We start from the raw sequence: 17,088 nt of genomic DNA on the forward strand, positions 1-17,088 counted from the left end.
ATGTTTCACACACGTATTAGGTTTTGGCCTCCTCCGAGCCAATAAGAGCCAAGGGACAAAGTGAATCGACGGCAATGCTTCGGCGCCGTATCTTCACGGGACAACGCGGACTGCATCAATAAACGTGGAGTAAAAAACGATGAGATTCGGTAGCGATAAGGGTGCGGAGTTGCCGGTAAAAGAGAGTCGGAGAGAGAACCCTCGTAACAACGAGAAATCAGGGGAGATGTGTTATTTTTTCTTTCCAGCCCAACCAAGGACTTTACCATTAGCGATCCCCGCAGTGATATTTACAGCTTCAAGCTGTGCACCGTGTGAAAACTACCGCCAGATGATTACAGTATAATGACATTCAATCCCACAGCGTTACTAAAATGTAAAAAAATTTAATATCTTTTGTTTTCAGTTAACGCAAAAACACTATATCACGCCTAAGACGTCATTCCATAGAAAATTATAATCAATAAATATCAATGAATTACAATTAAAAATCACGAATGACACTTTGGTTTCCCGATTAAATTTTGCGCAATCAAAAACAGCGCAACTGCGGTTTTTTTAATCTGCCGGCACAGCATTGAATTGCGTTTCATCGTTCATTGCCCCCACAACGGGAAAGACAAACGTAAAGCGAGGCGGAAGATCCCGCCCCACCATTCCGTCTTCAGGCCTTGAGCAAGCCGCTGGCCAGATAGTCGCCGCCCTCTGTCACGCCCGGCAATACGAAGAAATACCCGCCGCCGATCGGCTTGATGTATTCCTCCAGCGCTTCGCCGTTCAGTCTTTTTTGCACCGTCAGAAACCCTTTTTCCAGATCGGCCTGATAGCAGACGAACAGCAGCCCCATTTCCAGCTGGCCGGCATTGGATACACCAAGGGAATAGCTATAGCCACGCCGCAACATCAGATTGCTTTGGCTTTCCGGCGTGCGCGGATTAGCCAATCGGATATGCGCATCCATCGGGATCACCTTGCCGTCGGGATCGCTCGCATAGTTCGGCTCATCATGTTCATGCTTCATGCCGAGCGGCGCGCCGCTGTGCTTTTCACGGCCGAAAATGGTTTCCTGCTCCTGCAACGGCGTGCGGTCCCAAAACTCGACGCGGAAACGAATAATGCGCGCGGCCTGATAGCTACCGCCCGCCGTCCACGCCGGCTCGCCGACGTTGTCACCGACCCATACCACCTTATCCATCAGCGGCTTGTCGTCGGTTTTCGGGTTAGCGGTGCCGTCTTTGAAGCCCAACAGGTTAATCGGCGTCTCTTTGCCTTTGCTGCGCGCCGCATGCGCGGAGATAAACCCTTCCCGTTTCCAGCGCACGCTGAGCAGATCCGGCGAATGCTTGATGATGTCGCGCAGTGCGTGAATCACCGTTTCATTGGTGTTGGCGCAGATCTGCAGCAGCAGATCGCCATGGCACAGCCCGGCGTCCAACGCATCGTTGGGGAAGCGTGTCATCTTCTGCAACCGCAGCGGCTTGTGCGCCTGCAGGCCAAAGCGCTCGTCGAACAGCGAGGCGCCGACCGAGACGGTGACGGTCAGATTGTCCGGGTAAATCTCCGGCCCCATGATGCCGGAATCGAGCGGCGGTAGCTTGGCATCCACCTCCGGCGCCTTGCCGCCGTGGGTCAGGAAAGCGATGCGATCGGTCAGCAGCCTAAACAGACGCTCCAGATCCGCTTTGCTGGTCGCCAGCACGTCGAACGCCACCAGCATCATCGCCGCCTGTTGCGGGGTCAGCACCCCGGCCTGATGGCGGCCATAAAACGGCTGTTTCTGCCAGCGCTCATCCTGCGGCGCTGCCAACGGCTCCGCCGCTTTGTCCGCCGCCTGCACCAGGCGGCTGCCGCCCAGCGCCAGCGCGCTCAGCCCCAGTCCCTGCAGCAAACGGCGGCGTGAAGGGGATGCAGCCCCCTGAGAGTGCGGATGAGGCCCGTTATTCGGGCCTGCCTTGTTGCTCATAACCGTATGCCTCAGTCCAGACCCAATACGCCACGCAGTTGGGAAAGATCTTCCGCCAGGGTGGTGATCGGCCCTTTCAGCGCATTGCGATCGGCATCGGTCAGCTTCTCGTAGGACTCATACCCCTCTTTGGTTTGGTACTTCGCCAAAATGGTGTCGACGGTTTTGAAGTTGGCGTCGATCTTGTCCAGCAGCGGCTTGTTGGCTTTGATCAACAACGGGCGCAGCAGGTTAACTATCTTCTGCGCGCCGTCGACGTTAGCCTGGAAATCCCACAAATCGGTGCGGCTGTAACGGTCTTCTTCACCGCTGATCTTGCTGGCCGCCACTTCTTCGATCAGCCCGGCCGCGCCGCCCACCACCTTGCTCGGCGGGAAGGTCAGTTCACTCACGCGTTTTTGCAGCTCAACGGTGTCGTGATACAGGCGATCGGCATATTTACCCATGTCTTTGGTGGAGTTATCAGCAAACAGCGCCTTCTCCAGACGGTGGAAGCCGGTGAAGTTAGGGTCCGCCGATTTCTTCTCGTAGTCGTCTTCACGGGCGTCGATACTGCCGTCCAGATCGGAGAACAGTTCGGCGATCGGTTCGATGCGCTCATAGTGTTGGCGGGTAGGCGCATACAGCTTGCGCGCTTGCTCCACATTGCCGGCCTTCACCGCATCGGTGAACAGCTTGGTCTGTTTCACCAGCCCATCGACCTCTTTGGTGACGTAGACCTTGTATTCGGCGATCGGGCCGACCAGGTCCAGCGCGCTCGGCTTGCCGTCGGTGGCGCCGCCGGCCGCTGCGGTGACGGTCAGTTTGCCTTTCGGATTGCTCAGCAGCCCGCAGGTCATGTCATATTCGCCCGCCTCGAGCGTGGCGGTCATTTTCTGGGTGAAGCCCGGCGCGATGTTCTCGCGCTCTTCCACCACCATCACCCCTTTCAGGATTTCCCATTCGACGTTTTTCTGGCTGGTGTTGTGCACCACAAACTGCGTCTTGCCGGCCGGCACGGTCAGCTGCATCGGCTCACACTGTTTGTCGTTGACCGTGACCTTGACCTGCGGCACATCCGCCGCCAATGCGTCGATGCTCAGCGCAAACGCCGGGATAGCCAGTAATGCTGCGTGCAACGCCTTGCGGCGAAATAACGGAGTAGACATACGAGATTCCCTATTAAACATTAATGATTGATTTTACGTTGCGCCGGGGCCGCTGTCGGCTCCGCGCGCTGCGGCAGGAAGAAGAAAATCAGCGCCGGGATCAGATACAGGAAGTAGACCGCCACTTCGCTGACCGTCGGCGCTTCCTGATAACCGAGAATGCCTTCCAGCAGGGTGCCGAACAGCGAATGGGTCGACAGGGTGCTGCTGAAGTCGAAGGCGATATCCTGGAAGTGGTTCCACAGACCGGCTTCGTGGAAGGCGCGGATCGCCCCGGCGGCCAGGCCGGCGGCGACGAACAGAATGAACAGGCTGGTCCATTTGAAGAATTTGGCCAGGTGCAGCTTCACCCCGCCCCAGTAAATCATCATGCCCAGCACGATGGCGGCCACCAGGCCGAGCACCGCGCCGATCGGCGCTGCGGCGCCCACGTCTTGCTGAAACGCCGCCAGCAGGAAGAACACCGACTCCAGCCCTTCGCGCGCGACGGCGAAGAACACCATCGCCACCAGCGCCCAACCCTGCCCTTTGCCGGCGTTGAGCGCCTGATCGATCGCCCCTTCCAGATGCACCTTGACCGACTTGGAGACTTTACGCATCCAGAACACCATGTAGGTGAGGATCACCACCGCCACCACCGCAACGATACCTTCGAACAGCTCCTGCTGTTTCTGCGGGAACTCGCCGGTGGTCTCATTGATGAAGATGCCGAGCGCCAGACACAGCGCGGCCGCGACTATCACGCCGATCCACACCGCGCCGAGCCATTGGCTACGCTGCGTGCGCTTCAGGTAGCTGGCGATCAGGCTGACGATCAACGCCGCCTCCAGCCCCTCGCGGAACATGATAAGAAAGGGAACAAACATAAATAATCACCCCTGAAAAGAGCGCGGCGGCAGAAACGGTGGCTGCGAAATAAGCCGCGCGGCTATGTAAAGAAACGTAAAACTCAACGAGAGTGATTATCATTCGGCCAAGGATAAATACAAGAGGCGCGAGGGTGATTTTTTCTAATCAAATGTCGCCAGGTGTTACAGCTGGGTGGTGCGGAGCGCTCATGAAGTGCCATGATATACTGCAAAGAGCAGAAGTATGCCGTTCTGACGCCATAAACAGCGAGGAGATATCGACGCCGTTTGCTTTACGGACAGACCAGAAACGGTAGGATGGCAGCATCCATCACGATCCGTAGAAGTATGATTTAATCCTGCCGTCAGAGCCTGATTAACCGGTAAGGCGAGCCCGTAGCAAGTTAAATGGAGTAAAAATGAAGATATCCGCCATCGTTCCGGCATTTAACACGGAAAACTACATTAGTGAGTGCGTTGAATCTTTATTAAAGAACGATCAGGATAATATTGAAATCATTCTGGTCAACGATGGTTCAACCGACAAAACGGGCACGATCCTGAGTAGCTTCGTTGCACCTTGCATTAAAGTGATCCATACCGAAAACAAAGGGCAATCGTCTGCCAGAAACACGGGGCTCGCCGCCTCATCAGGCGACTATGTGATCTTTGTGGATAGCGATGACAAACTCGCGGAAAATGCACTGGATCGATTAGCTGGCATGCTAAAAGAAACCCAGGCGGACGTGGTCTTTTTTGAGTCTTCCGTGTTCTTCGACGATGAAAGTCTGGCTGAGCGATTCAACCCTAAGTATGAAAGAAATGGTTCATTAAGTAACATCACTTGCCCAGGAACGGATTTTTTTCAGAAAGCAATCAATGTCGGTAACTATATCGTCAGCCCTTGCTTGTATATATCCAGTAGAAAAGCTTTAAAAAACATCCAGTTCAAAAACGGCATCGTACACGAAGACAACATATTCACTACGCGTCTTCTGCTTGAGAATGATATTACCGTTCATTGTGTCAATGAAAAATTTTATTTACGTCGAGTGCGTCATGGTTCCGTGATGACGCAAAAGAAAGGCGATGAACATGTAAACGGCTACTATAGCTGTATTACCGAGCTGATTAATTATCCCCCAACCAATGCCGGCCGGGTACAGGCCGAGTACAATAAGTTTATTTGCCATATGGTCGATTGCTTCAAGTACACCAATGGCGACATCATTGCCGATTTGAAAGGTGAACTTGCCAAGAAAAACGACATAGTTTCAGGCAAGTTAGCGGGGTTGGAGCGAGAAATCACTGAGCTGCGCAACTCCACATCGTGGAAAATAACCTCGCCATTAAGACGCATGGTGACTTTATTGAAAAGATAACCCTATAACTTTATCAAAAGAAGGGGCGCCATTGGCGCCCTTCGTTATTTGACGGCAGTTATACCGTTTTGTACTCGGCTTCCGCCTGATCGAAACGCTCGGTCATGGTGGCGGAAGGCTGGCGGCCCATCAGGCTCACCACCACGATGGCCAGACAGCCCAGGATGAAACCTGGGATGATTTCATACAGGCCCAGCCATTCGTACTGTTTCCAGACGATCACCGTCACCGCGCCGACCAGCATACCGGCCAGCGCACCGTTGCGGGTCATGCGTGACCACATTACCGAGATCAGCACAACCGGGCCGAAGGCGGCACCGAAACCGGCCCAGGCGTAGCTCACCAGGCCCAGCACGCGGTTTTCCGGGTTGGCCGCCAGCGCGATGGCGACCAGCGCCACCACCAGCACCATCACGCGGCCGACCCACACCAGCTCACGTTGGCTGGCGCCTTTGCGCAGAAACGCCTTGTACAGGTCTTCGGTGATCGCGCTGGAGCACACCAGCAGCTGGCAGCTCAGGGTGCTCATGACCGCCGCCAGAATCGCCGACAGCAGCACGCCCGCCACCCATGGGTTGAACAGCAGCATCGCCAGCTCGATGAACACACGCTCGCCGTTCTGCGACACGTTGCCGGCCTGATCAGGGTTGTTGGCGAAGTAAGCGATGCCGAAGAAACCGACGGCGATGGTGCCGGCCAGGCACAGGATCATCCAGGTCATGCTGATGCGACGCGCGCTGCGGATGGTGCGGTGAGAATCCGCCGCCATGAAACGCGCCAGGATGTGCGGCTGGCCGAAGTAGCCCAGGCCCCAACCCAGCAGCGACAGGATGGCGACGAAGTTCAGGCCTTTCAGCATGTCGAGGTTGGCCGGGTTCTGCGCCTGGATCACCAGCATCGAGGTATCGATGCCGCCGACGGCGAAGATCACGATCACCGGCGTCAGGATCAGCGCGAAAATCATCAGGCTGGCCTGCACGGTGTCGGTCCAGCTCACCGCCAGGAAACCGCCGATAAAGGTATACAGGATGGTCGCTGCGGCGCCGGCCCACAGGGCGGTTTCGTAGCTCATGCCGAAGGTGCTTTCGAACAGACGCGCGCCGGCCACGATGCCGGAGGCGCAGTAAATGGTGAAGAACACCAGGATGACGATGGCCGAGATCACCCGCAGCAGCTTGCTGTTGTCTTCAAAACGGCTGGTGAAATAGTCCGGCAGCGTCAGGGCGTTGTTGTTGGCTTCGGTATGCACGCGCAGCCTGCCTGCCACCAGCTTCCAGTTCAGGTAAGCGCCGATGGTCAGACCGATGGCGATCCAGCTTTCGGAGATGCCGGAGAGGAAGATGGCGCCCGGCAGGCCCATCAGCAGCCAGCCGCTCATGTCGGAAGCCCCGGCGGACAGCGCGGTCACCACGCTGCCCAAACTGCGACCGCCGAGAATATAATCATCAAAGTTGTTGGTTGCCCGGTAGGCAAGCAGGCCGATCAGCACCATCCCGAAAATGTACACCAGGAAGGTCACCAGCATAGGTGTGCTCATTGTCATTTAATTCTCCACTTTCATTATTATTCGCGTTTCGCTCCGGCCAAGCCGGCGCCGGTAAACCCACGCGCAATGCATTTCACTGGCCGCCGCGCCGGAACGTGGCGCAGCCTGCGAGCAAGTGCAGGTAAAATAGTTTCTGCCCGTAATTGTTGACCGTCGGTTATCCTAGATGAGCCTTTCATCAACCAACAAGATATTTAACAACAAAGTTACACAAAGTTTACCCTGCGTCACATTTACCGGGCCTGTAGGTTGCACTCACGACAAACAAAATGAGTTGCACCTGGTGATTACCCTTATATACCGCAAGGTAAAGCGCCTGCGGCATAATAAACCCCGCCGCATTCGCTCAATAACGCAACATTCATGCCAACTGTCCATGTTAAAAAATCGATGAAACTCACACTTCACTCATCAGCCTGATTTAACAAGGTTGCACAAAGTTGCAACATGCAGGATATTGTCTGCATTCTTAACACCACACATCTCACGAACCTATCCCAACAGGCTTTCCGGCCTGCTGTTTGTCTAGCCTGATGGGATAGGTTCTAAACACAGGAGTTGGACAGGCATGGGCACTACCACAATGGGCGTGAAACTCGACGAGGCAACACGCGACCGGATCAAGAGCGCCGCGCAGCGCATCGATCGCACGCCGCACTGGCTCATCAAGCAGGCCATCTTTAATTACCTCGAGCGTCTCGAGAGCGGTACCGATATTCCTGAAATTCCAGCGCTGGCCGCAGCGGGCCAGCCTGAAGCGGACGACATTATGCCGCAAGCGCAGGAAGAGTCACACCAACCATTCCTCGATTTCGCCGAACAAATTCTGCCGCAGTCAGTCACCCGCGCCGCCATCACCGCCGCATATCGCCGTCCAGAGACCGAAGCGGTGCCGATGTTGCTCGAACAGGCGCGATTACCCGCCGATCTTGCACAGGCCACTCACAAAATGGCCTACGGCATCGCCGAGAAGCTGCGTAACCAAAAAAGTGCAAATGGCCGCGCCGGCATGGTGCAAGGCCTGCTGCAAGAGTTCTCCCTCTCCTCGCAGGAAGGCGTGGCGCTGATGTGCCTGGCGGAAGCGCTGCTGCGCATTCCGGACAAACCGACCCGCGACGCCCTGATCCGCGACAAGATCAGCAACGGCAACTGGCACTCGCACCTGGGGCGCAGCCCGTCGCTGTTCGTCAACGCCGCCACCTGGGGCCTGCTGTTCACCGGCAAGCTGGTGTCGACCCATAACGAAGCCAACCTGTCCCGCTCGCTGAACCGCATCATCAGCAAGAGCGGCGAACCGCTGATCCGCAAAGGCGTGGACATGGCGATGCGCCTGATGGGCGAGCAGTTCGTGACCGGCGAAACCATCGCCGAAGCGCTGGCCAACGCGCGCAAGCTGGAAGAAAAAGGCTTCCGCTACTCTTATGACATGCTGGGCGAAGCCGCCCTGACCGAGGCCGACGCTCAGGCCTATCTGGTTTCCTACCAGCAGGCGATCCACGCCATCGGCAAAGCCTCCAACGGCCGCGGTATCTATGAAGGCCCCGGCATCTCCATCAAACTGTCCGCTCTGCACCCGCGCTACAGCCGCGCGCAGTACGAACGCGTCATGGAAGAACTCTACCCACGCCTGCTGTCGCTGACCCTGCAGGCGCGCCAGTACGATATCGGCATCAACATCGACGCCGAAGAGGCCGACCGTCTGGAGATCTCGCTCGATCTGCTGGAGAAGCTGTGCTTCGAGCCGCAGCTGGCCGGTTGGAACGGCATCGGCTTCGTGATTCAGGCCTACCAGAAACGCTGCCCGTTCGCCATCGACGCGGTAATCGACATGGCGCAACGCAGCCGTCGTCGCCTGATGATCCGTCTGGTGAAGGGTGCCTACTGGGACAGCGAAATCAAACGCGCCCAGATGGACGGCCTGGAAGGCTACCCGGTTTACACCCGCAAGGTGTACACCGACGTTTCCTACCTGGCCTGCGCTCGCAAGCTGCTGTCGGTACCGAACCTGATCTATCCGCAGTTCGCCACCCACAACGCCCATACCCTGAGCGCCATCTATCACCTGGCCGGCAACAACTACTACCCTGGCCAGTATGAGTTCCAGTGCCTGCACGGCATGGGTGAACCGCTGTACGAACAGGTGGTGGGTAAAGTGGCCGACGGCAAACTGAACCGCCCGTGCCGCATCTATGCGCCGGTCGGCACCCATGAAACGCTGCTGGCCTACCTGGTGCGCCGCCTGTTGGAAAACGGCGCCAACACCTCGTTCGTCAACCGCATCGCCGACGCCACCCTGCCGCTCGACGAGCTGGTGGCCGATCCGGTCAGCGCCGTGGAAGCCATGGCGGCCAGCGAAGGCCAGATGGGCCTGCCGCATCCGCGCATTCCGCTGCCGCGCGAGCTGTATGGCGAGAAACGCACCAACTCCAGCGGTCTGGATCTGTCCAACGAACAGCGTCTGGCCTCGCTCTCCAGCGCCCTGCTCACCAGCGCCAGCCATCCGTGGCGCGCGGAACCTATTATCGACGCCGAGTTGGATCAGGGCGTGGAACAGCCGGTGATCAACCCGGCCGAGCCGGGCGATGTGGTCGGCTACGTGCGTGAAGCCACCGAAGGCGAAGTCAGCCGCGCGCTCGACGCCGCCGCGGCCGCCGGCCCAATCTGGTTCGCGACACCGCCAACGGAGCGCGCCGCGATCCTCGAACGCGCCGCCGAACTGATGGAAAGCCAGCTGCAAAGCCTGCTGGGCATTCTGGTGCGCGAAGCGGGTAAAACCTTCAACAACGCCATCGCCGAAGTGCGTGAAGCGGTCGACTTCCTGCACTACTACGCCGGCCAGGTGCGCGACGATTTCGCCAACGACAGCCACCGCCCGCTGGGCCCGGTAGTCTGCATCAGCCCGTGGAACTTCCCGCTGGCGATCTTCACCGGCCAGATCGCCGCCGCGCTGGCGGCAGGCAACAGCGTGTTGGCCAAACCGGCCGAGCAAACGCCGCTGGTGGCCGCTCAGGCGGTGCGCATCCTGCTGGAAGCCGGTATTCCGCAAGGCGTACTGCAGCTGCTGCCAGGCCAGGGTGAAACCGTCGGCTCGACGCTGGTCAACGACGCCCGCGTACGCGGCGTGATGTTCACCGGCTCCACCGACGTCGCCGGCATTCTGCAGCGCAGCATCGCCGGTCGTCTGGATCCGCAGGGCCGCCCAACGCCGCTGATCGCCGAAACCGGCGGCCTGAACGCCATGATCGTCGACTCTTCCGCCCTGACTGAACAGGTCGTCACCGACGTGGTGGCCTCCGCCTTCGACAGCGCCGGCCAACGCTGCTCCGCGCTGCGTATCCTGTGCATTCAGGAAGACGTGGCCGAACACACGCTGCAGATGCTGCGCGGCGCGATGGCCGAATGCCGCATGGGCAACCCGGAGCGCCTGTCCACCGACGTGGGCCCGGTGATCGACGCCGAAGCCAAAACCGGCATCGAGCGCCACATCCAGGCGATGCGCGCCAAAGGCCGCAAGGTGTACCAGGCCGCCAAAGGTAGCACGCAGGATGAAAAAGAGTGGGCGCGCGGCACCTTCATCAAGCCGACGCTGATCGAGCTCGACAGCTTCGACGAGCTGCAGAAAGAGATCTTCGGCCCGGTGCTGCACGTCGTACGCTTCCAGCGCAACAACCTGGACGCGCTGGTCGATCAGATCAACGCCGCCGGTTACGGCCTGACGCTGGGCATTCACACCCGTATCGATGAAACCATCGCCCGGGTGACCGAGCGCGCCAAGGTCGGCAACCTGTACGTTAACCGCAACATGGTGGGCGCAGTGGTCGGCGTGCAGCCGTTCGGCGGCGAAGGCCTGTCGGGCACCGGCCCGAAAGCCGGCGGCCCGCTGTACCTGTACCGTCTCTTGGCCAACCGGCCGGACGACGCGCTGCAGCGCACGCTGCACCGCCAGGACGAGGAGCGCCCGATGGAAGCCACCGCACGGCCGCAGCTGCTGGGCGCGCTGCAATCGCTGGAGAAATGGGCGGTCACCAGCCAACACGGCGAACTGGCGGCATTGGCGCAGCGCTATGCGGAACTGGGCCAGGGCGGCACCGTTCGTCCGCTGCCAGGGCCGACCGGCGAGCGCAATACCTATGCCCTGTTGCCGCGTGAACGCGTGCTGTGCCTGGCGGATAACGAAGCCGATGCGCTGATCCAGTTGGCCGCCGTGCTGGCGGTCGGCAGCTGCGCGCTGTGGCCGGAAGCGGAACTGCAACGCAATCTGTTCCGCCGTTTGCCGAACGATGTGCAGGCGCGTATCGCCTTCAGCAAAGACTGGCAGCAGGATAAGGTTGAGTTCGACGCCGCCATCTACCACGGCGATGCCGACCAACTGCGCACCCTGTGCGAGCAGATCGCCCAGCGCGGCGGCGCCATCGTTTCGGTGCAGGGCTTCGCCCACGGGGAAACCAACATCCTGTTGGAACGCCTGCTGATCGAGCGTTCGCTGAGCGTCAACACCGCCGCCGCCGGCGGCAACGCCAGCCTGATGACCATCGGTTAACGCATCGTCAAGGCGGCGACACGTCGCCGCCTGATTGGCTTACCGCTACGCAAACCCTGCACTCGTGCAGGGTTTTTTATTGTCCGCCGCCCGGCCAGTCGTTAGCGTATTAATCTCCTTGCCTGAGAGTGTGTATGGTGTGTAGATTAAGGACGATAACATCGTGAAGAGTTCAGAGCTGATCGCGCTGCTGGAAAGCCACGGCTGGGTATTGCGGCGGGTAAAAGGCAGCCACCATCAATTCAAACATCCCGATTTTGCGCTGATCGTCACCGTGCCGCACCCAAAGAAAGATCTCAAGCTGGGCACGCTGCGGCAGATACTTAAAGACGCGGGGTTAACTGCACTTCACATTGCCACGCGTTAGACAGGAGAAACCATGTTTTATCCCGCTTATATCCATACCGAATCAGACGGCAGTGCCAGCGGTTTCTTTCCCGATGTCCCCGGTTGTTATTTCGCCGGCGCCAGCCTGGACGACGCCTTTGCCGATGCCCAAAGCGCGCTGGATGCGCACTTTGAGTTGTTGAGCGAAGACAATCAGCCGATACCGCGTCCGCGGGCCGTCGCCGTGCATCTTGCCAAAAACGCGGAATCCTTCGAGGGGGGGCAGTGGCTGTTGATCGCTATCAATATGGATAAGTTTGACGGCCGGGCCGAGCGAATCAATATCACGCTGCCCCACCGACTGTTAAGCCGCATTGATTCTCTGGTTCGGCAACATCCTGGATACGGCAGCCGCAGCGGGTTTCTCGCCGCCGCCGCGCGAAATGAATTGTTGAAAGTGGAGTGAACGCAGTCGGGGGAAGCTCCCCCGCCGCCTTATTGATTCAGAAACTTGTCGAGGAATTGCTGGGTGCGCTGGTGCTGCGGGTTGGCGAACAGCGCTTTGGCCGGGCCCTGTTCGACGATGCGGCCATGGTCCATAAAGATAACCCGGTCGGCCACGTCGCGGGCGAAGCTCATCTCATGGGTGACAATCACCATGGTGCGTTTCTCTTCCGCCAGTGAGCGCATGGTATTGAGCACTTCCCCCACCAGCTCGGGATCGAGCGCCGAGGTCGGCTCATCGAACAAAATCACCTCCGGCTGCATCGCCAGCGCGCGCGCAATAGCCACCCGCTGTTGCTGCCCGCCGGACAACCGCCGCGGATAGGCCTGCTCTTTGCCGCTCAGCCCCACCTTGGCCAGCAACGCACGAGCGCGCTGTTCAGCGCTGGCTTTTGCTTCGCCCTTGACGATAACCGGCCCTTCGATAATGTTTTCCAGCACCGAACGGTGTGGGAACAGGTTGAAGTTCTGGAACACGAAGCCGACCTGCTGACGCAGCGCACGCACCTGGTTCTTCTGTTTGCTCAGCGGTTTGCTGCCGTCGATCAGGATATCGCCGACGCGAATGGTGCCGGAATCCGGCTCCTCCAGCAGGTTGATGCAACGCAACAAGGTGGTTTTCCCCGAACCGCTCGGCCCGATGATCGCCACCACTTCGCCGGCGTCCACCGCCAGATCGATTCCATGCAGCACCGTCTGACCCTTGAACTGCTTGGTCAATTGCTTAACTTCAATGGCACTCATGCGTTACTCCTGATCCTGGCGATTTACGTGGGCTTCCAGACGGTTTTGCAGTGCGGAAAGCAGGGTCGCCATCACCCAGTAAATCAGCGAGGCCGCCAGGTACATGGTGAACACTTCCAGCGTGCGCGAGGTGATCAGCTGCGCCTGGCGGAACAATTCCGGTACCTGAATGGTGGCGGCCAGCGAGGTGTCCTTCACCAGACCGATAAAGCTGTTGCCGAGCGGCGGCAAGGCGGTGCGCGCCGCCTGCGGCAGGATCACCCGGCGCAGAGTTTGCCAGCGGGTCATGCCGATGCTGGCGGCGGCTTCCCACTGCCCTTTATCGATCGACGAAATCGCCGCGCGCAGCGTTTCCGAGGTGTAGGCGGCGGTATTGAGCGACAGGCCAATCAGCGCCGCCGGGAAGGGATCGAATTCGATGCCGAACTGCGGCAGACCGTAATAGATCATAAACAGCTGGGCGATCAACGGCGTGCCGCGGAACAGCGACACGTAAATGCGCGACAGCCACGACAGCGGCCACAGCGGCGAAAGGCGCATCAGCGCCAGCAGAAAACCGAGCAGCAATCCCAACGCCATCCCGCCCAGGCTGAGCTGAAGCGTCAGTATGGCGCCCTTCAATAAAAATGGCGCTGAATCCAGCGCCAGTTGAATACTTTCGTGCATTATTTAGTTACGTCCGCGCCAAACCATTTCTCGGAGATCTTCGCCATCGTGCCGTCTTTTTGCATCTCGGCGATCGCCTGATCAATCGCGGCCAGCAGCTCTGGGTTATTTTTGCGCAGCGCCACGCCGGACTCCTGACGAGAGAACGCCGGGCCGGCTACCGCCAGCGTATCACCGGTTTTCTTCACCAGATCCAGCGCCGCCAGACGATCCACCAGAATGGCGTTGATGCGGCCAACGCGCAGATCCTGATACTTGGTCGGGTCGTCGTCGTAGGTACGCACGTCCACGCCCTGCACGTTCGCGCGCAGCCACTGTTCATAGTTGGTGCCAAGACCCACGCCAACCTTCTTGCCCTTCAGGTCTTCCGGCTTGGTGATGGTGCCTTCGTTGCCTTTCTTCACCAGCGCCTGAATACCGGAAACGGTGTAAGGGGTGGAGAAGTCATATTTCTTCTTGCGCTCATCGGAGAGGGTCACCTGGTTGATGACCACGTCGATACGTTTCGAGTCCAGCGAAGCCAGCATGCCGTCCCATTTGGTCGGGTTCAGCTTGGCTTTCACGCCCAGGTGTTCCGCCAACGCGTTGGCGAAATCCACTTCGAAACCGGTCAGCTTGCCGTCTTCACCCTGGAAGCTGAACGGCGGATAGGTGCCTTCCAGCCCGACGATCAGCGTACCGCGCTGTTTCACCTGCTGCAGCAGATTGTCGGCGGCATAGGTTTGCGTCGACAAACCGGCGGCCAACGCGACACCCACTACGCCCAACAGCCATTGACGACGAACTTTCGCAAACATCATAAACACCCCTGTGTGTTATTTATCTTTTTTGATATCAGCACTTTAACAGTGCGTCCGTCCGCATAAAGGAATATAACTTTATAAATATAGTTCAAAATGGAATAACAAGCGGTATTTACACCTGCGGATGATAGGCGAACAGCGCCGGCGCACCGCCGGTGTGAACGAACAGAATAGGCCCCTCATCGCGGAAACGCCGCTGGGCGATGCCGTCGATCAAACCGGCCATCGCCTTGCCGGTGTATACCGGATCCAGCAACACGCCCTCTTGCTGCGCCAGCAACTGCACCGCCGCCATGCCTTCTTCATTCGGCATGCCGTACTGCGGCGCGAAGTAATCGTCCCACAGCGCGATCGGCGCCAGTTCGTCGATATTCAGCGAACAGGCCAGGGCCTTTTGGATCTGCTCAACCTTCGGCAGCTGATCGATCACGGTGCGCGAAACCGTCACGCCGATCAGCTCGGTTTCCGGCAACAGCTGCTGCAGCCCCACCGCCAGCCCGGCGTGGGTACCGGCGCTGCCGGAGGCCACCACCACCGAGCTGAACGCCACGTTGCTGCGCTGGCTCTGCTCAGCGATTTCCAATGCGCACTGCACATACCCCAACGCGCCCAGCGCATTGGAGCCGCCCACCGGCACCACGTAAGGTCGGAAGCCCTGCGCTTCAAGGCGCATAGCCAGTTCCGCCAGCTGCTGCTGCGGATCGTGCAGCGCTTCGCACATCACCACTTCGGCGTTGAACAGGCCGAGCAGCAGGCGGTTGCCGTTAGTCAGATAATTTTCTGCACGGGTGTCGATAGGATTTTCCAACAGCGCGACGCAATGCAGGCCCAGCTTCGCTGCCACCGCCGCCGTCTGGCGCACGTGGTTGGATTGAATGGCACCGGCGGTGACCAGCGTGTCGGCGCCTTGGCGCAGGGCGTCGGCGGCCAGAAACTCAAGCTTTCTCAGCTTGTTGCCGCCCATTGCTATAGGAGTGACGTCGTCACGTTTAAGGTAAATATCGCGGCCGAGGTAATCGGAAAGACGGGACAGCTTTTCCAGCGGTGTGGCGGTGCCAACCAGGTCCAGGCGCGGGAATTGCGCCAGTTGTTGTTGCAGGTTCACTTCTTCCCCCCAGGGAATCGAATATCAACATCTGATAACCGATAGATTTAGCAGATGTGAACTGAATAATCATCCTTTATCACGGGGGAAACAGCCAGCCCCGGCCCAACGGGCCGGGGTAAAGCTCAGTAGCTGCGCTGCCAGGCGAGATACTGATCGTATTTGCGCAGCGCAATGCGGTAGTTGTTGTGCGCCGCGGAAGGCAGATCGTCGATGATGCGCTGATGGCTGGCGCTGTTGGCGAACTTGTCCGCCGGGTAGTTGCGCGCCACCAGCATTTCGTCCAGCCGGCGCAGCCGCACCACATACTCGCGGATGGTGCTGTGGCTCATCTCGGTCTGTTCGAACAGATACTGTTTGAACGCCATGATGTCGAAATAGCTCGGGTGGCTGTTGCAGGAGATCTCGCTGCAAAAGCGGCACAGCGCGGTCAGCTCATGCTGTACGTTCAGCCAGACCGCGTCGTCGATCGGCTGATCCATGCGCGCGATGGCTTCTTTATTGATGATCTTGCCGCGAAACACCAGCGCCATGCGGTCCAACAGTTTACCGCACTGGGAGCAATGGGTCTGGCTGTGCTTGTAATCTTTCAGGTAACGGCTGAGCGGCCGTTTTTTCAACAGTATTCCTGGCATAAGGGGCAGTCCGATTGTCGCATGAGTCTTCGAGTTGAGGGGGCGGCGAACCGCCGTCAGGTATCGTTCGCCAGCCGCGCGCGCAGCCGTTTGATCGCCTGACTGTGCAGTTGGCTGACGCGGGATTCCCCGACGTCCAGCACGGCGCCGATCTCCTTGAGGTTCAACTCTTCCTGGTAATACAGCGTCAGCACCATTTTTTCGCGCTCCGGCAACGCCTCGATGGCGTCGATCACTCGCTGGCGCAGGCTGCCTTCCAACAGGTGATGCAGCGGGTTGGCCTCTTCATGCCCTTCCAGCATCGGTTCCGCGTTCTCGCCATGCTCCTCGCGCCATTCGTCGTAGGAGAAAAGCTGGCTGTTATTAGTGTCCAACAGAATTTGACGGTACTCATCCAGCGAGATATTCAGCGTCTGCGCCACTTCCGTCTCGCTCGCCGGACGGCCATAACGCTGTTCCAGTTGCCGCATCACCTGCGCGACCTCGCGCGCATGGCGCCGCACGCTGCGCGGCACCCAGTCGCGGCTGCGCAGCTCGTCGAGCATCGCGCCGCGAATGCGCTGCACCGCATAGGTGGTAAAGGCGGTTCCCTGTAGGGCGTCATAACGCTCAACGGCGTTCAATAACCCGATTCCCCCGGCCTGCAGCAAATCGTCGAGCTCCACGCTGGCGGGCAGCCTGACCTGCAGGCGCAACGCCTCGTGGCGCACTAACGGGACGTAGCGCAGCCAGAGAGAATTTTTGTCCATCACGCCTTCGGCGGTATACAGATCGCTCACTATGTCTTAAACCTGCGGATAAGAGAGTCAGCGCTATTATGCTTAGGGGGCGAAATGCCAATCGGCTGAACAGTCGCACAAAACAGGCTTTATTTGCG

Annotated in this window: 14 protein-coding genes; 4 read left to right on the top strand and 10 right to left on the bottom strand. The window is 58.8% G+C overall.

The window, feature by feature from the left end; all coding sequences use genetic code 11:
• Nucleotides 1-664 precede the first annotated feature (664 nt).
• The 3 genes from efeB to efeU are packed head-to-tail and all read right to left on the bottom strand — an operon-like array spanning nucleotide 665 to nucleotide 3,977.
• Nucleotides 665-1,963 carry an iron uptake transporter deferrochelatase/peroxidase subunit gene (efeB, locus tag AC6BYQ_RS03180; RefSeq protein ID WP_498056273.1) on the bottom strand — a complete coding sequence of 433 codons (1,299 nt, stop codon included), beginning with the start codon at nucleotides 1,961-1,963 and terminating at the stop codon, nucleotides 665-667.
• Nucleotides 1,964-1,974: 11 nt separating this feature from the next.
• Nucleotides 1,975-3,111: an iron uptake system protein EfeO gene (efeO, locus tag AC6BYQ_RS03185; RefSeq protein WP_019452918.1), complete on the bottom strand. Its 1,137-nt coding sequence runs from the start codon at nucleotides 3,109-3,111 to the stop codon at nucleotides 1,975-1,977.
• A 20-nt stretch (nucleotides 3,112-3,131) separates the two neighbouring features.
• Nucleotides 3,132-3,977, bottom strand: a complete 846-nt coding sequence (gene efeU, locus AC6BYQ_RS03190) for an FTR1 family iron permease (protein ID WP_498056274.1) — start codon at nucleotides 3,975-3,977, stop codon at nucleotides 3,132-3,134.
• Nucleotides 3,978-4,378: 401 nt separating this feature from the next.
• On the opposite strand from efeU, the gene AC6BYQ_RS03195 reads away from it, so the two are divergent.
• Nucleotides 4,379-5,341, top strand: coding sequence for a glycosyltransferase family 2 protein (locus tag AC6BYQ_RS03195; RefSeq protein ID WP_019452920.1), 963 nt, complete (start codon nucleotides 4,379-4,381; stop codon nucleotides 5,339-5,341).
• A gap of 58 nt (nucleotides 5,342-5,399) precedes the next feature.
• Here the strand turns inward: AC6BYQ_RS03195 and putP are convergent, their stop codons facing one another.
• Complete coding sequence (gene putP / locus AC6BYQ_RS03200; protein WP_025159832.1) at nucleotides 5,400-6,884, bottom strand: sodium/proline symporter PutP; 1,485 nt, start codon at nucleotides 6,882-6,884, stop codon at nucleotides 5,400-5,402.
• A 571-nt stretch (nucleotides 6,885-7,455) separates the two neighbouring features.
• Between putP and putA the strand changes: the two genes are divergently transcribed.
• From putA to AC6BYQ_RS03215, 3 genes are all read left to right on the top strand, one after another.
• Nucleotides 7,456-11,427 carry a trifunctional transcriptional regulator/proline dehydrogenase/L-glutamate gamma-semialdehyde dehydrogenase gene (putA, locus tag AC6BYQ_RS03205; RefSeq protein WP_197667850.1) on the top strand — a complete coding sequence of 1,324 codons (3,972 nt, stop codon included), beginning with the start codon at nucleotides 7,456-7,458 and terminating at the stop codon, nucleotides 11,425-11,427.
• Between the two features lie 163 nt (nucleotides 11,428-11,590).
• The gene (locus tag AC6BYQ_RS03210) at nucleotides 11,591-11,794 is read left to right on the top strand and encodes a type II toxin-antitoxin system HicA family toxin (protein ID WP_498056275.1); all 204 of its coding nucleotides are present in this window, start codon (nucleotides 11,591-11,593) and stop codon (nucleotides 11,792-11,794) included.
• Between the two features lie 12 nt (nucleotides 11,795-11,806).
• Nucleotides 11,807-12,220: a type II toxin-antitoxin system HicB family antitoxin gene (locus tag AC6BYQ_RS03215; protein ID WP_019452924.1), complete on the top strand. Its 414-nt coding sequence runs from the start codon at nucleotides 11,807-11,809 to the stop codon at nucleotides 12,218-12,220.
• Between the two features lie 29 nt (nucleotides 12,221-12,249).
• Here AC6BYQ_RS03215 and tcyN read toward each other — a convergent pair whose 3' ends face one another.
• The 6 genes from tcyN to AC6BYQ_RS03245 all read right to left on the bottom strand — a co-directional run bounded on the left by tcyN (nucleotide 12,250) and on the right by AC6BYQ_RS03245 (nucleotide 16,990).
• Nucleotides 12,250-13,002: an L-cystine ABC transporter ATP-binding protein TcyN gene (tcyN, locus tag AC6BYQ_RS03220; RefSeq protein WP_038876913.1), complete on the bottom strand. Its 753-nt coding sequence runs from the start codon at nucleotides 13,000-13,002 to the stop codon at nucleotides 12,250-12,252.
• 3 nt (nucleotides 13,003-13,005) lie between these two features.
• Complete coding sequence (gene tcyL, locus AC6BYQ_RS03225) at nucleotides 13,006-13,668, bottom strand: cystine ABC transporter permease (RefSeq protein WP_025303237.1); 663 nt, start codon at nucleotides 13,666-13,668, stop codon at nucleotides 13,006-13,008.
• Nucleotides 13,668-14,468, bottom strand: coding sequence for a cystine ABC transporter substrate-binding protein (gene tcyJ / locus AC6BYQ_RS03230; protein ID WP_019452927.1), 801 nt, complete (start codon nucleotides 14,466-14,468; stop codon nucleotides 13,668-13,670). The genes tcyL and tcyJ overlap by 1 nt, the downstream gene beginning before the upstream one ends.
• Before the next feature lie 115 nt (nucleotides 14,469-14,583).
• Nucleotides 14,584-15,576: a D-cysteine desulfhydrase gene (locus AC6BYQ_RS03235; RefSeq protein WP_498056276.1), complete on the bottom strand. Its 993-nt coding sequence runs from the start codon at nucleotides 15,574-15,576 to the stop codon at nucleotides 14,584-14,586.
• 125 nt (nucleotides 15,577-15,701) lie between these two features.
• Entirely contained in the window at nucleotides 15,702-16,211 is a 510-nt protein-coding gene (gene fliZ / locus AC6BYQ_RS03240; RefSeq protein ID WP_025159834.1) for a flagella biosynthesis regulatory protein FliZ, read from the bottom strand.
• A 56-nt stretch (nucleotides 16,212-16,267) separates the two neighbouring features.
• Entirely contained in the window at nucleotides 16,268-16,990 is a 723-nt protein-coding gene (locus AC6BYQ_RS03245; RefSeq protein ID WP_004934752.1) for an RNA polymerase sigma factor FliA, read from the bottom strand.
• Nucleotides 16,991-17,088: the final 98 nt, after the last annotated feature.

The sequence above is a fragment of the Serratia sp. LTN-2 genome (assembly GCF_059740205.1).